A 15676-nucleotide genomic window follows, 5' to 3' on the forward strand; every position below is an offset into this window, starting at 1 on the left:
CTATAGATGCGAGCCTGTCGCCATAAGCCGTCGAGCGTTCCTGAACCATGCTGCTCTGGTTAGTTGCCACAATCGTTACCGTTATCGCCTGCGCTGCGCTTTATTACGCGGCCGGCGGACGCATGGTCAACGAAACTGGGGCTGAATCCGGCCCTGCCAACAGGCATTTTCAACTGGTGCTGTCTGGGATCGATGCGGATCTGGCTGCCGGACGGCTCGGCGAGGCCGAAGCTGTTGCAGCAAAGGGCGAACTTGCCCGCGAAATGCTGCGCCAAAAGGCCGATGCGGTGGGGCAGACAATCTCAGGTCGGCAGTTTGGTAAGGGCGCCAGCGTTTTGGCAATCGGCGCCATCGCTGCGGTGGCGTTGGGCGTCTATGGGCTGGTGGGCAGCCCTGATCTGCCGGGGCAGCCTTTGCAGGCTGAAACCCAGGCCGCCGCGCCCGGGCTGGATTTCAATCAGGCTATCGCCAAAGTCGAAGCCGAACTCAAGGCCAAGCCGGACGATCTGCGGGGCTGGAGCGTTATTGCCCCGATTTACATGCAGTCCGGCCGCTATGCCGACGCCGAACACGCCTTCCGCCGGATCATGGATCTGGGCGACAAGACTGCCAAGGCCCAGACCGATCTGGCCGAGGCGTTGTTGATGCAGGCCAAGGGCGATGCCTCGGGCGAGCCGATGACCTTGCTGAAGGCCGCCGCAGCCCTCGATCCCACCGACGCCCGTTCGCGCTTCTATATCGCCGGCGAACTCACGCGCACCGCCGACTATCCGGCCGCGACCGCGGCCTGGAAGCAATTGCTGGCGCTCTCCAAGGGCGATGAGCCCTGGTTGCCGACCGCCCAGGAGGGCCTGAGACTGTCGCAAAGCGACGGCGTTGCGCCGACCGACGCGACCGCCTCCGCCCAGCAATCCGCAATGATCAATGGCATGGTCGGTGGCCTGGCCACGCGCCTCAATGCGGATGGCGGATCGATCGAGGACTGGACGAAACTGGTCCATTCCTATCTGGTGCTCGGCGACAAAGCATCAGCACAAGCTGCCTATGACAAGGCCCTCGCCGCCTATCCGAAAACCTTCGATCGCGGCGATATTGATAGCGTCGCCATCGAAGGTGGGTTGACCCTGACAGGAGCAAAACCATGACCGCTCCCTCGCTCGCCCGCCGCCGCGGCATGAGCCGCAAGCAGAAGCGTCTGGCGGTGATCGCCGGGCTGGCGCTCGTCATCTGCCTTGCCACCGCACTGGTGCTGATCGCGCTGCGCGACCAGATCGTATTCTTTTATACGCCCTCCGACTTTGCCACCCACAACGTCGCCCCCGGCCGGGCCATTCGTCTCGGTGGGCTGGTCAGGGATGGATCATGGGTGCGCGACGGTGAGCACAACGAATTCATCGTCACCGACGGCAAAGCTGACCTCAAGGCGACCTATACCGGTCTGCTGCCGGACCTGTTCCGTGAAGGGCAGGGGGTTGTCGCCGAAGGCAGCCTGACGCCAAACGGCGAATTCGCCGCCACCGACGTGCTGGCCAAGCACGATGAAAACTACATTCCCAAGGAAGTGGTCGACGCGCTCAAGGCCAAGGGCGAATGGCGACCCGACGACGCAACAGCAGCGGCGCGGCAATGAGCATCGAACTCGGTCACTTCGCCCTCATCCTCGCCTTTGCCATCGCCACGGTTTCGGCGGTGGGCGGCTTTGCCTTCTGGCGCAGTGGCGAACGTATCGCCCAGTTCGTCAGCCAGGCCGCGATCCTGCAATTCGTGCTGATCGCGGTGGCGTTCGCTGCGCTGATCCAGGCCTTCGTCGCCTCGGATTTCTCGCTGGCGCTGGCCGCCAACAATTCCAATTCGCTGATGCCGCTGGTGTTCAAGATTTCCGGCGTCTGGGGCAATCATGAAGGCTCGATGATCCTGTGGGTCAGCATTTTGGTGGCTTTTGGCGCCATGGTTGCAGCCTTCGGGCGCAGCCTGCCGCGCGATCTGCTGACCTTGGTGCTGGCCACGCAGAGCCTGCTGACGGCGGCCTTCGCCGGGTTCACCATCTTCACCTCCAATCCGTTTGCCCGCATGTCGCCCGCGCCTTTGCAGGGTGCCGATCTCAATCCGGTACTGCAGGATATCGGCCTCGCCATTCATCCGCCGCTGCTCTACACCGGCTATGTCGGCTTCTCGATCTGCTTTTCGTTTGCCATCGCCGCGCTGATTTCGGGCCGCATCGACGGCGCCTGGGCCCGCTGGGTGCGGCCATGGGCGATCCTGAGCTGGGTGTTCCTGACGCTGGGCATCGCCATGGGTTCCTACTGGGCCTATTACGAACTCGGCTGGGGCGGCTGGTGGTTCTGGGACCCGGTGGAGAACGCCAGCTTCATGCCATGGCTCGCAGGGACTGCCTTGCTGCATTCGGCGCTGGTAATGGAAAAGCGCAATGCGCTCAAGGTGTGGACGGTGTTCTTGTCCATCATCACCTTTTCGCTGTCGCTGCTCGGCACCTTTCTCGTCCGCTCCGGCATCCTGACGTCGGTTCACACCTTTGCGTCGGACCCGACGCGTGGGCTGGTTATCCTGACGCTGCTGGCCCTGTTCATCGGCGGCGCGTTCCTGCTGTTTGCGCTGCGCGTCGCCTCGCTCCGGCTCGGTGGGCTGTTTGCACCGGTGAGCCGCGAAGGCGCCCTGATCCTCAACAATCTGTTCCTCGCCACAGCCACCGGCGCCGTTCTGGTCGGCACGCTTTATCCGCTGCTGCTCGATGCGCTGACCAAGACCACGATCTCCGTCGGCGCGCCGTTCTTCAACCTTACCTTCGGCGTGCTGATGGCGCCGCTGCTGATCGTGCTGCCGTTCGGCCCGTTGCTGGCCTGGAAGCGCGCCGATGTGGTCGCCGCGGCACAACGCTTGTTCGCCATCGCTGCGCTGGCGATTTTCCTCGCCATCCTGATTTCGGCACTCGGCGGCGTCACCATTTCCATGGCGCCAATCGGCTTGCTGCTCGGCTTCTGGGTAGCGTTCGGCGCACTGGCCGAACTGATCGAACGCAGCAGGATCGGCCGGCTGCCGGCGATGGAAAACCTGCGCCGTCTGCGCGGCCTTCCGCGCACCGTCTGGTCCACCGCCATCGCCCACTTCGGCGTCGGCGTCACCGTGCTGGGCATCGTTACCACCAGCGCGTGGGAAACCGAGCTGGTTACGTCGCTCAATCCCGGCCAGTCGGCGCAGCTCTCGGGCTACACCGTGGCCTTCGATAACTTCACCCAGACGCCGGGCGCAGATTTCAGCGCCGAAACCGGTGCCTTTGTAGTCACGTCGCCCGATGGCAATCAGCGCACCTTCCACGCCGAGCGCCGCACCTATCAGGCTAGCGGCATGCAGACCACCGAGGCGGCGATTGAAACCTACGGTTTCTCGCAGCTTTACCTGCAACTGGGCGAAGCTGTGGGGGGCACGCATGTGGTGCGCATCTGGCACAAGCCCTACATCACGCTGATCTGGATCGGCGCGCTGTTCATGGCCTTTGCCGGCGCCTTGTCGCTGACCGATCGCCGCCGCCGGGTCGGTGCGCCGCGCCGTGTTGCTCGCCCCATCGCCGAGCCCGCCGAATGATGGCGCGACTGTTCGCCGTCCTCGGCCTGCTGCTGGTGCTGGGCGCTCCGGCCTTCGCGGTCAATCCCAACGAAATCCTGCCCGATGCCAGGCTCGAAGCCCGCGCCCGCAGCATTTCCGCCGAACTGCGGTGCCTTGTCTGCCAGAACCAGTCGATTGACGATAGCGACGCTGATCTGGCCCACGATCTGCGTCTGCTGGTGCGCGAACGGCTGACCGCCGGTGATAGCGACGATCAGGTCCGCCAGTTCCTCGTCGCCCGCTATGGCGAGTTCGTGTTGCTGCGCCCGGTGCTGGCGCTGCACACGATCCTGCTATGGGCCACGGCGCCCGTGCTTTTGCTTATAGGGTTAGTCGCGATCGTCGTTGCGGCGCGCCGCCGCAAGGCACCGACGCCTACCGAACTTTCGGCAGAAGAACAGGCCGCTCTGGCGGCCTTGCACGGCCCCCACGAGCGCTGAAGCCCCGATTATGGTTTCACCGTGGCATAACTTCGCCACACCGCTGCCGCGAGCATTACAATAGTTTAATGTTGGCGCAACTTCGTGGCAATGAGCGCTCTTATATCTCTTGTCCATAAGCTGTTGAGAGCTTTCCCAAGGAGACTGTTTTAAATGCGCCCGACACTTCTTTCGCGTACTCGTCGCTGGCTCGGCGCTTCGGCGCTGGCGCTGCTGGTGGCTACCGGCGGTATCACCACCGCCTTCGTGATGACCAGCCAACAGGCAACCGCGCAGGTCCAGCAGGCAGCTCAGATCATCGTCCCGCCGGCACAGGCAACCGGGTTTGCTGACCTGGTCGAAGCCGTCAAGCCGGCCGTGGTGTCGATCCTGGTCGAAGGCAAGGAAACCGGTCCAGGTGGCCCCGGGGGCCAGCCCAATTTCAACATGCCGGACCTGCCGGAAGGCAGCCCGTTCAAGGATTTCTTTGACCAGTTCGGTCAGCAGGGACAGGGCGGCCCCAATGGTGCGCCGCCGCAGGCCCGCAAGTTCGAAGCTGCTGGCTCAGGCTTCATGATTTCGGCTGACGGCTACATCGTCACCAACAATCACGTCGTCGAAAACGCCACAAAGGTCACGGTCGTGTTCGATGACGGCAGCGAAAAGGTCGCCAAGGTCATCGGCACCGATCAGCGCACCGACCTTGCCGTGATCAAGATCGATGGCACCGATCTGCCATTCGTCAAGCTCGAAGACACCCGCAGCCGCGTTGGCGACTGGGTGGTTGCCGTTGGTAACCCGTTCGGCCTCGGTGGCACCGTCACTGTCGGCATCATCTCGGCCGAAGGCCGCGATATCGGCGGCTCCAGCTATGGCGATTTCCTGCAGATCGACGCCGCGGTCAACTCGGGTAACTCCGGTGGCCCCGACTTCAACATGAAGGGCGAAGTCGTCGGCGTGAACACTGCCATCTATTCGCCCAACGGCGGCAATGTCGGTATCGCCTTCGCCATCCCGGCCTCGACGGTCAAGCAGATCGCCGAACAGCTGATCAAGGGTGGCTCGGTGGTCCGTGGTTATCTCGGCGTGTCCATCCAGGACGTGACCCGCGATATCGCCGACAGCGTTGGCCTCAAGACGGCCAAGGGCGCCATCGTGCGTGAACCGTCGACCGATGGTCCTGCTGGCAAGGCCGGCGTGCAGTCGGGCGATATCATCACCGCTGTTGACGGCAAGCAGATCAATGACGCGCTCGACCTGAGCCGCACCATTGCCAGCAAGGCCCCGACCACCCCGGTCGAGCTGACCATCTGGCGCAATGGCGCCGAGGTGAAGGTTTCGGTCACTCTGGAAACCCTGACTGAAGACGCGGCCAAGGCCGATCCGTCGGCACCGACCCCGCCCAAGGAAGTGGCTCCGGCCAAGTCCAGCGTCGGCTTGATGCTGGTGCCCAATTCCGATGGCACTGGTGGCCTGCTGATCCAGGGCGTCGATGAAGATAGCGCCGCTGCCGACAAGGGTTTTGCCGTCGGTGACGCAATCCTGGAAGTCGACAACATGCCAGTCTCGACGCTTGACGAGTTCGAAGCCGCCATCAAGGGCGTCAAGGACAAGGGCCTCAATACGGCCCTGGTCAAGGCCAGCCGTGGTGGCGAAGCCCGCTTCGTCGGCCTGCCGCTCGATACCGCGAAGTAATCTCGACATCTGGCCCCGGAGCAATCCGGGGCCGGTTTCTACGACCACCTGGGGGTGCCTCACATGAAAATCCTGCTGATTGAAGATGATCGTGAGGCCGCCAGCTATCTGATCCAGGCCCTGGACGAAGCCGGCCACGTCACCCACCACGCCTCCGATGGCGAAACCGGCTACGCCATGGCCTCGGGCATGGATTACGACGTGCTGATCGTCGATCGCATGCTGCCGCGCCGCGATGGCCTGTCGATCGTTGAATCCCTGCGCGCCGAAGACGACAAGACCCCGGTGCTTATCCTTTCCGCCCTCGGCGAAGTCGATGACCGGGTGACCGGGCTGCGCGCCGGTGGCGACGATTACCTCACCAAACCCTACGCTTTCACCGAACTGCTCGCTCGCGTCGAAGTGCTAGCCCGCCGCTCCAGCCCGTCCGAAGCGGCCACAGCTTACGAAGTGGCCGGCCTGTCGCTGGACCGGCTCAGCCGCAAGGTCGAGCGCGATGGCGAAACCATCCTGCTGCAGCCGCGCGAATTCCGCCTGCTGGAATATCTGATGAAGAATGCGGGCAAGGTGGTGACCCGCACCATGCTGCTCGAAAATGTCTGGGACTATCACTTCGATCCGCAGACCAATGTCATCGACGTCCACATGTCCCGCTTGCGCTCCAAGATTGACAAGGGCCATGCTACGCCATTGCTGCAAACCGTGCGTGGCGCCGGCTACATGATCCGCGAGTAAATCCGTGCACCGACTGGCCCAGCTCTGGCGCACCTCTACCGTCCGCCTCACCGCGACGTTCATCTTCATCTTCGTGCTGTTCTCCATCCTGCTGATGGCCTTCATCGGCTGGCAGTCGAGCGTGCAGATTCAGCGCCAGCAGACCGACGATATCGATCGCGAGGTCAAGCTGTTGCAGCGCGTCGATCGGCAGCAGGGCATGCGTGGCATTGCCGTGGCCGTCCAGCGCCTGTCGCGCAATCCCGGCCCGGGTATCTACTTTCTGGGTGATCCGACCGGCCAGTTCCTGCTCGGCAATATCACCACCGTGCCGATCTATGTGCTGCAGGATGAAGGCGTTTATAGCTTCGACTACGAACGCGCCGTACCGGTCGATCCCGACGACAACCGGCCGCCTCCGGGGCGCCGCGGCTTCGCCGTGGTGCGCTCGGTCTTGCTCGATAGCGGACTGCGGCTGGTGGTCGGCCGCGACGTGGTCGAGCGGCGCGGCTTCACCGCCATCATCATCCAGAGCTTCCTGTTTGGCGTCGGCGGCATCCTTGTGTTTTCGGTGATCGCTGGCGGCATTACGGCGCGGCGTGTGCTGCGCCGGATCGACGCGATCAACGCCACCTCCACCACCATCATGTCGGGCAACATGTCCGAGCGCGTGCCGGTGACCAAACGCAACGATGAATTCGACGGGCTGGCGCTCAATCTCAACGCCATGCTCGACCGCATCGAGCAATTGCTGCAGGGGCTGAAAGAGGTCACCGACAATGTCGCACACGATCTCAAAACCCCGCTGACCCGCCTGCGCAATCAAGCCGAGTCCGCTTTGCGTGACGGCGCCAGCGATGATCTGCGCCGAAAGGCGCTGGAAACCACCATTGTCGAAAGCGACAAGCTGATCCAGACCTTCAACGCCCTGTTGATGATCGCCCGCGCCGAGGCCGGGGCGCCGTCCGGGGCCTTGGTCGATGTTGACGTCAGTGCGGTTGTCGCCGACGTCGCTGAACTTTATGGCCCAGTTGCCGAAGACGACGGCATAACGCTCGAAACTGCCGTGACTGACGGTATCCACCTGCATGCCAACCGCGAACTGATCGGCCAGGCCATGGTCAATCTGGTCGAAAACGCCATGAAATATTACGAGCCGCGCGACGGCGTCATGGGCAAGATCACCGTCGGTGTGCGCCAGGTCGGCGACCGCGTAGTGATCGAAGTGGGCGACAACGGCCCCGGCATCCCGCTCGAAGACCGCAAGCGCGTCCTCGAACGCTTCGTCCGCCTCGAAAAAAGCCGCACCGAACCCGGTTCAGGTCTGGGCCTGTCGCTGGTCAATGCGGTCACCCGCTTGCACCGCGGCACCTTCCGACTTGAGGACAACAACCCCGGCGTTCTGGCAGTGATCGATCTGCCGGCGGCTTGAACTTCCAACAAGAACCCCCTCATCCGCCCTTCGGGCACCTTCTCCCACAAGGGGAGAAGGGAGGCGCCGTGGTTTGTCTAGGCTCTGAGCTACCCCTCGCCCCTTGTGGGAGAGGGAAAGATTTCCTGCGTTCAGCAGGAAATCAGGGTGAGGGGTTCTCTCCGCTAACCCGGAAGCGCCTTGCTGGCACTTTCCGCCCAAGCCATAACTCAACCATGACCATCACGCTCAACGCCCTGCCGCCGATTCCGCACCCGCAGTTCGACGCCTGGCTGGCCGAACTGCCAGATGCATCGGCATTCACTGCCGCAGCCCCCGCACTCGGCCCGTTGCTGGAAACCGCGCCCTATCTGCTCAACCTCGCCAAAGCCAATGCCCCCTGGCTCGCCGAAACCCTGCTGGGCGACGCCGACACTGCCTTCGCCGCCGTCATTGCTTCCGTGGTCACCGCTGGCAAAACCGCCAGCGACGAAGCCGCGCTTTCCCCCGTCCTGCGCATCGCCAAGGGCCGCACGGCGCTGCTGGCCGCCATCGCCGAAACCGGCGGCGCTTGGACCACGGCCCAATCGACCGCTGCCCTATCCGACCTTGCCGATGCCGCTCTCGACGCCGCGCTGAACTTCCTGATGCGCCAGGCCGCCGAAAAGCGCCAGCTCACCCTCGCGCCCGAAGACGCCACCGCCGTCAATTCCGGCCTTGCCATCTTTGCCCTCGGCAAACACGGCGGTCGCGAGCTGAACTATTCGTCCGATATCGACATCGTCGCCTTCTTCGATCCGCAAAAGAACGTGCTGACCGACCCGTCCGAAGCCACCAAAATCTATTCCCGCATGGTGCAAAAACTTGTCGGGCTGATGGAAGAGCGCCGCGAGCACGGCTACGTCTTCCGCACTGATCTGCGCCTGCGTCCAGATCCCGGCTCGACCCCTGTTGCGATTTCTTTCGATGCCGCCTTGGCCTATTACGAAAGCCGCGGCCAGAACTGGGAACGCGCCGCCTGGATCAAGGCCCGGGCCTGTTCCGGTGATCTTAAGGTCGGTGCCGCTTTCCTCAAGGAATTGGCGCCCTACGTCTGGCGCAAGCATCTGGATTTTGCCACCATCGCCGATATCCAGGCGATGAAGCGCCAGATCAACATTTCCAAGAATGTCGGCGACATCCGCGTCGAAGGCCACAACGTCAAGCTCGGTCGTGGCGGCATCCGCGAGATCGAATTCTTCACCCAGACCCAGCAACTGATCGCCGGTGGCCGTGACGCCAATCTGCGGGTCAAGCCGACCACCCAGGCGCTCGCCGCTCTCGCTGCTGCCAACTGGATCTGGCCGCAAACCGCCAGCGACCTGACCGAAACCTACTGGTATCTGCGCGCCATCGAAAATCGCCTGCAAATGCTGCGCGATGAGCAGACCCACATCATGCCCACCACGCCCGATGAGGTTGCCGCGATCGGCCGGCTGATGGGCGAGCCTGATCTGCAAAAGTTCGAAACCGCCTATCGCGCAGCGCTCGAACTGGTCACCCGCTACTATTCCGAACTGTTTGCCGATGGCGAAACGCTGGGCAGCGGCGAGGGCAATCTGGTGTTCACCGGCTCCGACGATGATCCGGGTACGCTCGAAACCCTTTCGTCCATGGGCTTTGCCGACGCGCATCTAGCCATCGAAACCGTGCGCAAATGGCATTATGGCGGCTACCCCGCCACCCGCGCGTCCGCGGCCCGCGCCCACCTGACCGAACTGCTGCCGGCTTTGCTCGCCACACTCGGCACCGCCGGCAATGCCGATGAGGCGCTGGCACGCTTCGACAACTTCCTGTCCCGTATCCCCACCGGCGTCCAGCTTTTCGCGCTGCTGCGGACCCATCCGCAATTGCGCACGCTGCTGGTGCAGTTCATGGCCTCGGCGCCCCGCATGGCTGAAGCCGTAATCCACCGCACCCATGTCATGGATGGCCTGATCGATCCCGCCTTTGCCAGCGACGTCACCCATCGCGACGTGCTGGTTGCCAAGATCGATGCTTTCCTCGGGGAAGGGCGCTCCTATGAAGAGATCATCGATCGCGCCCGTATTATCGGGCAGGAGCAGAAATTCCTCATTGCCGCCGGTCTGCTTTCGGGCACGCTCAGCGCCACCACGGCGGGCGAGCAGTTCACCGCTTTGGCCGAAACCCTGCTGCGCCGCCTCTTCGATGCGGTCCGCGTCGAGTTCGAACGCCGCCATGGCCGCATCGCCAACGCCCGCGCCGCGTTGCTGGCCTTCGGCAAAATGGCCAGCCGCGAAATGACCGTCTCGTCCGACCTCGATTTCATCATGCTCTATGACGCGCCAGCGGATGCCGAGTCAGATGGTGACAAGCCGCTGACCACCAACCATTATTTTACCCGTCTGACCCAGCGCCTTGTTGCAGCCATCACCGCGCCAACCGCCGAGGGCGTGCTCTATGAAGCCGACATGCGGCTGCGCCCCTCGGGCAATGCCGGCCCGCTGGCCACCAGTCTGTCGGGCTTCAGCGCCTATCACCGCGACAATGCCTGGACCTGGGAGCACCTTGCCCTCAGCCGCGCCCGCGTCATCATGGCCGATGGCACCATGGGCTACGATGTCGATGCGGCCATCGGCGAAGTCATGGAACGCCCGCGCGATATTGCCAAGACTGTGGATGACGTGGTCTCGATGCGCGCCCTGATGGCCCGCGAACGCCCGGCGCGCCACCCATTCGATCTCAAGCTGGCCGAAGGCGGGCTGGTCGATCTGGAATTCATCGCCCAATCGGCCCAACTGGTCGCCGGCCGCAGTGTTGATCGGCCACAGGCGCTGACCACCAGGGTGCTGATGCGCCTCGCCGAAACCGGCCTGGTCCCCAACGGCGCCCGGCTGGCCGAAATCCACACCGTCTACGCCACCATCCTGCAGGTGATGAGCACGGCTTTGGTCCACCCCTTCAAGGACGAAGCCTGGAGCAGCGCCTTCAAGGAACTGCTGGCCACGCTGACCCACTATCCGGATTTTGAACGGCTGCAACTGGATTTGAACACCATGCGCGCCGAAGTCATCGCTGCGGCGGCGGAGTGGTACGAGAAGGCGAGGGGACTTTAAAATCGCCCGTCGACCCCGCAGTCGACAACCCTCGCCCCTTGTGGGAGAGGGACTGATTTTCTGCGTTCAGCAGAAAGTCAGGGTGAGGGGTTGCCTCCGCATACGCTAAGCCAGAAGTGGCCCATCATCCGCCCTTCGGGCACCTTCTGCTTCAAGGGGAGAAGGAAGAATGGGATCTACTCCGCCGCTCGCATCGCGCTTTCTTCTGGCCGTAACGGCAGGGAAATCGCCACTGTCGTCCCCAGCGCCGGGCTGGAATCGATCGCCATATGCCCGCCACTCAGTTCGGCAATAGCGCGCGAAATCGAAATCCCCAGCCCCGGCCCGACGCCCTCGCGGGTAAACGTCGCGTCACCCAGCGCAAAGGGTTGTTGCAGGCTTTCCAGCCGGTCCTCGGTCATCCCCAGCCCGGTGTCGGAGACTTCGATGACCACGCCGTCGGTCGCTGCAAACGCCGCCACTGTGATCTTGCCGCCGCTCGGGGTGAAGCGCAGCGAATTGTCGATCAGGTTGCCGATCATCCGCTGCAGGGCGAACTTGTCGGCATACAGCACCGCGTCGCATGGTCCACCCAGATCGAACGCAATCCCGGCCCGCGCAGCTTGCCCGCGATAGCGTAGCACGGTGCTGTCGAGCAGTTCACCGACGCGCACCGGCGCGTTGCGCAGCACCTTCTGTCCGCTCTCCAGCTCTGCGAGATCCAGAATAGTGGCGAACGATGCCAGCAGCCCTTCGCCCGATGATTTGATGGTCTGCACATAGTCCAGATAGCGCGGATCGCCGAGCGCGCCATAGGTCTGGTGCCGCATCAGTTCGGCAAAGCCGATAATGTGGTTGAGCGGGGTGCGGATGTCGTGGCTGAGATGGGCAAGGAAGTTGGTCTTGGAGCGGCTCGCCGCTTCCGCTTTGAGCTTTTCTTCGTGATAACGCCGCGCCAGCAGCCGCTGCTCTTCGCGGATGGCGCTGAGCAAGGTGTCGGCCTTTTTAGCCTCGGTCACGTCCGAAACCAGGGTAATGAACCCCCCGTTCGCCAGCGGCCGTTCGTCGATCAGCAGGCAGGAGCCGTCCTGCCGGTGCAGTTCGAGAATGCGGTTCTTGTCGTCCTCGTTCACCAGTTTCATATAGCCGCCGCGGATCAATTGTTTGACGGCGTCGTGATAGGTGACGTTGTCCCGCATGCCGGTGGCTTCAAGGTTCAGCCTGGTGCGATATTGGTCGTTGCACACCACGAGGCGCCCGGTGGCTGTCCAGCAGGCGACGCCGAGCGGCATCGCCGCCACCAGGGTTTGAAAATTGTTGCGTTGCTGAACATCGGCCTGCGTCCCACGCCGCCGATAGCTGACCGCGATTAAGACGAACGCCATCCCGAATGCGCCCAGCCCGCGTTGCCAGATACCGCTGACGGTCTCTGCTTCATCCTTGCGCAGAGCCAGAAAACCCAGCGTTCCCGCCGGCACGATTGCGGTGACCAGGCCCGGTCCGACCGCGTCGGCGCGTGTTTCCTGCAGCGTGGCATGCAGGGAATCGTCCCGGTGCGATAATGATGCGGCCAATGCTGCGTCCGCGCGTTCTCCGACCACACCGCCAATTTCGGCAACGATCAACTGACCGGTCTGTTCAAGTCGGTCGCGGGCATCGTCCAGCGAACGCATGGTGTCGAAAATTACGAACAGCGCTGCTGCCGCGAACGCGGTGATGCCAATGGAAGTGCTGATGGGCGAGAGACTCTGCCAGAAACGCGGCACGAAATTGCGTAGCGTTTCCAGACCGTCCGGGCGCTTGATTTTGGCTCCTTTGTCCGCGCCGAATCCTCCGGCGCCGGCGCCGGAATTACCCGCCGACCGCATACTCGTCTCCGTCCATTTTTCGGGAGTTTGCCCCGCCAGATCTGCTCTTAACAAACAATGAATCAGGTCGGACCGGGTGTCTAGGCCCCGTCCGGACGCCTTGGCACCCGGACGGGAATTTCGCGAGTCGATTGAATCACTTAGAGGACGAAAATAATTCTTCCAAAATTTGGGACGGATTACCCCGCCAGCATGCGCCCGAGGATGTCAGCGGTATTTCGACTGAGGCCCGCCGTCTCCTGCAGGGAAATCAGCGCAGCCCGCGCGGCGTCCCGGCGCTGCGGCTCCAGCATCGGCCAGATTCTGAACCCGGTCAGCACACGCGCCGCCACTTGCGGATTGCGCCCGTCGACGTCCTTCACGAACTCGCAGACGAAGCGGAACCCGGCGCCATCGGCGCGCGCGAACTGCAGCGGATTGTTCATCGCGAACGCCCCCATCAGCGAGCGCAGCCGGTTCGGGTTGTTCCTGGGGAAGGCCGGATCGGCCAGGATCGCGCGCATCCGCTCAATCACCCCATCGTCCTCGGCGCGTGCATTGACGCTCAGCCACTTGTCCAGCACCAGCGGATCGCCAGCGGCAAACCGCGTGTGGAAATCAGCCAGCAGCGCCTGCGCCTCGGCCGTCCAATGCACTCCGGTAATCGCCAAAGCCGCGAAGCGGTCGGTCATGTTGGTCGCCTCGGCATATTGCTTTGCGGCCACTGCCGGCCCATTGCCAGCGGCCTCCACCAGCAGCGACAGCAATTGGTTGCGCAGCGACCGGCGACCAGACTGCGCCGTATCGGGCAGATAGGCTTCCGCACTGGCAAGGCCGTGATAAGCTGCCTCCAACTGGCCAGCCAGCGGGCCGAACAGCGCCTTGGTGAACTCGGCCCGTACCGCATGTACCCGCGCCGGATCGACATCCTTGCCGATCTTTTGCGCGATCAGCGAAGCATCGGGCACATCCAGCGCCAGCGCCTTGAACGCGTGGTCGAGCGTGCCGCTCGCCAGCGTCTCATCCATCGCCGCGCGCAAGCCGTCGAGCGCCGCTGCGCTCCAGGGCGTCCCACCAATCGCCGCGATCAGCAGCGCCAGGCTCACGTCCTGCAGGGCCTCCCAGCGGTTGAACGGATCGCTGTCGTGCTGGGCGAGGAACAGATTGTCCGCCTGCGACCGGCTCGAATGCACCTGTACCGGTGCCGAGAAGCCCCGGAACAGCGACGGCACCGGCCGGTTGGCCACGCCGGAAAACGTCAGTGTCGCACTGTCGGTATCAAGCACGATCAGATCATCGCGCACCGTGCCGCCGCTGACCGCACTCCAGCTCATCGGGCTGCCATTGGGGCCAATCAGCCCGAACTTGACCGGAATGGTCAGCGTCGATTTCTCCTTCTGTCCAGGCGTCGGCTCGGTCTTCTGGCTCAGCGTCAAAGTATAGGTCTGGCTGGCGGCATCATAGCTGTCCGTCACCGTCACCTGCGGCGTCCCCGCTTGCAGATACCAGGTTTTGAACTGATCAAGGTTGACGCCATTGGCATCGGCGAACACGTCAAGGAACGCTTCGATGGTCGTTGCCTCGCCGTCGTGCCGCTCGAAATACAGGTCCATGCCCTTGCGGAACCCGGCTTCGCCCAACAGCGTCGCCAGCATGCGCACCACTTCCGCGCCCTTTTCATAGACCGTGGTCGTGTAGAAGTTGTTGATTTCCTTGTAGTGGTCCGGCCTTGGCGCATGGGCCAGCGGCCCGCCATCTTCGGGGAACTGCGCCGCGCGCAAAGTCTGCACATCGTGGATGCGCTGCACCGGCCGGCTGCGTTCGTCCGACGAGAATTCCTGGTCGCGATAGACCGTCAGTCCTTCCTTGAGGCAGAGCTGGAACCAGTCGCGGCAGGTGATGCGGTTGCCGGTCCAGTTGTGGAAATATTCGTGCGCAATCACCCGCTCGATCCCGGCGTAATTGGCATCGGTCGCCGTTTCCGGCTGCGCGAATACCAGCTTGTCGTTGAAGATGTTGAGGCCCTTGTTCTCCATCGCGCCGAAATTGAAATCCGACACGGCGACGATGTTGAAAATATCCAGATCGTATTCGCGCCCGAACCGGCGCTCGTCCCAGGCCATCGAGCGCTTCAGGCTGTCCATGGCCCAGTGGCACTGGTCTTGCTTGCCGTGCTCGCAATAGATCGCCAGATCGACGGGCTTGCCCGACGCCGTTGTGAAGCTGTCGGTTATCGATCCCAGATCGCCCGCTACCAGCGCAAACAGATAGGCCGGCTTGGGATGCGGGTCTTCCCACACCGCAAAATGCATTCCGTCGCCGGCATCGCCCTTGCTCACCAGATTGCCGTTGGACAACAGCACCGGCGCCACCACCAGATCGGCGGTGATCGTGGTCTTGAACACTGCCAGATTGTCCGGCCGATCCAGATAATAGGTGATGCGGCGGAAGCCTTCCGGCTCGCATTGCGTACACCAGGTGCCGCTCGACCGATACAGCCCCATCAGGCGCGTATTGGTTTCGGGCGTCAGCATCACCTCGGTTTCCAGCACAAACTTGCGCAGCGGCGGCTCGATCACCGTCAGCCCGTTGGCATCGGTTGCATAGGCCGACAGGACTAGCGGCGCACCATCGATGGCGATCGAGGACAGGCTCAGTTCATCCCCATCCAGCACCAGCGGCGTGCCGGGTTCGGTGTCCTCGCGCGGCTCCACCGTCAGCAGCGCCCGCACCCGCGTCGATTCCACGGCAATCTTGAAATCGAGTTCGACCGCGCTGATCCGGTAGGGGCTCGGCGCATAGTCCTTGAGGAAGATCGTGTGTTCGGTTTCGGTACGCATGGGCAGGGCATCCAGTTGCAACAATAGCGATTCG

At 63.2% G+C, this 15676-nt stretch carries 10 protein-coding genes; 8 read left to right on the forward strand and 2 right to left on the reverse strand.

Annotation, left to right across the window (positions count from 1 at the left end):
* Positions 1 to 47 precede the first annotated feature (47 nt).
* From ccmI to ABIT12_RS05995, 8 genes are all read left to right on the forward strand, one after another.
* Positions 48 to 1145, forward strand: a complete 1098-nt coding sequence (gene ccmI, locus ABIT12_RS05960; protein WP_348042095.1) for a c-type cytochrome biogenesis protein CcmI — start codon at positions 48 to 50, stop codon at positions 1143 to 1145.
* Positions 1142 to 1630, forward strand: coding sequence for a cytochrome c maturation protein CcmE (gene ccmE / locus ABIT12_RS05965; protein ID WP_348042096.1), 489 nt, complete (start codon positions 1142 to 1144; stop codon positions 1628 to 1630). Before ccmI ends, ccmE begins: the two co-directional genes overlap by 4 nt.
* Complete coding sequence (locus ABIT12_RS05970) at positions 1627 to 3600, forward strand: heme lyase CcmF/NrfE family subunit (protein ID WP_348042097.1); 1974 nt, start codon at positions 1627 to 1629, stop codon at positions 3598 to 3600. The genes ccmE and ABIT12_RS05970 overlap by 4 nt, the downstream gene beginning before the upstream one ends.
* Positions 3597 to 4061 (forward strand): cytochrome c-type biogenesis protein, encoded by a 465-nt coding sequence (locus ABIT12_RS05975; RefSeq protein WP_348042098.1) that lies wholly within the window; start codon positions 3597 to 3599, stop codon positions 4059 to 4061. The genes ABIT12_RS05970 and ABIT12_RS05975 overlap by 4 nt, the downstream gene beginning before the upstream one ends.
* A gap of 153 nt (positions 4062 to 4214) precedes the next feature.
* On the forward strand, positions 4215 to 5735 hold the full coding sequence (locus tag ABIT12_RS05980; protein ID WP_348042099.1) for a Do family serine endopeptidase: 1521 nt from the start codon (positions 4215 to 4217) through the stop codon (positions 5733 to 5735).
* 63 nt (positions 5736 to 5798) lie between these two features.
* Positions 5799 to 6470: a response regulator transcription factor gene (locus ABIT12_RS05985; RefSeq protein WP_348042100.1), complete on the forward strand. Its 672-nt coding sequence runs from the start codon at positions 5799 to 5801 to the stop codon at positions 6468 to 6470.
* A 4-nt stretch (positions 6471 to 6474) separates the two neighbouring features.
* The gene (locus ABIT12_RS05990; protein WP_348042101.1) at positions 6475 to 7881 is read left to right on the forward strand and encodes a HAMP domain-containing sensor histidine kinase; all 1407 of its coding nucleotides are present in this window, start codon (positions 6475 to 6477) and stop codon (positions 7879 to 7881) included.
* A 215-nt stretch (positions 7882 to 8096) separates the two neighbouring features.
* The gene (locus ABIT12_RS05995; protein ID WP_348042102.1) at positions 8097 to 10976 is read left to right on the forward strand and encodes a bifunctional [glutamine synthetase] adenylyltransferase/[glutamine synthetase]-adenylyl-L-tyrosine phosphorylase; all 2880 of its coding nucleotides are present in this window, start codon (positions 8097 to 8099) and stop codon (positions 10974 to 10976) included.
* Positions 10977 to 11152: 176 nt separating this feature from the next.
* On the opposite strand, the gene ABIT12_RS06000 is transcribed toward ABIT12_RS05995, so the two are convergent.
* Entirely contained in the window at positions 11153 to 12823 is a 1671-nt protein-coding gene (locus tag ABIT12_RS06000; protein WP_348042103.1) for an ATP-binding protein, read from the reverse strand.
* Between the two features lie 179 nt (positions 12824 to 13002).
* A complete protein-coding gene (gene pepN / locus ABIT12_RS06005) occupies positions 13003 to 15642 on the reverse strand; it encodes an aminopeptidase N (protein ID WP_348042104.1) in 2640 nt (879 codons plus the stop codon).
* Positions 15643 to 15676: the final 34 nt, after the last annotated feature.

This window comes from Devosia sp. (genome assembly GCF_039927955.1).
In the GTDB taxonomy this organism is placed as follows: domain Bacteria; phylum Pseudomonadota; class Alphaproteobacteria; order Rhizobiales; family Devosiaceae; genus Devosia.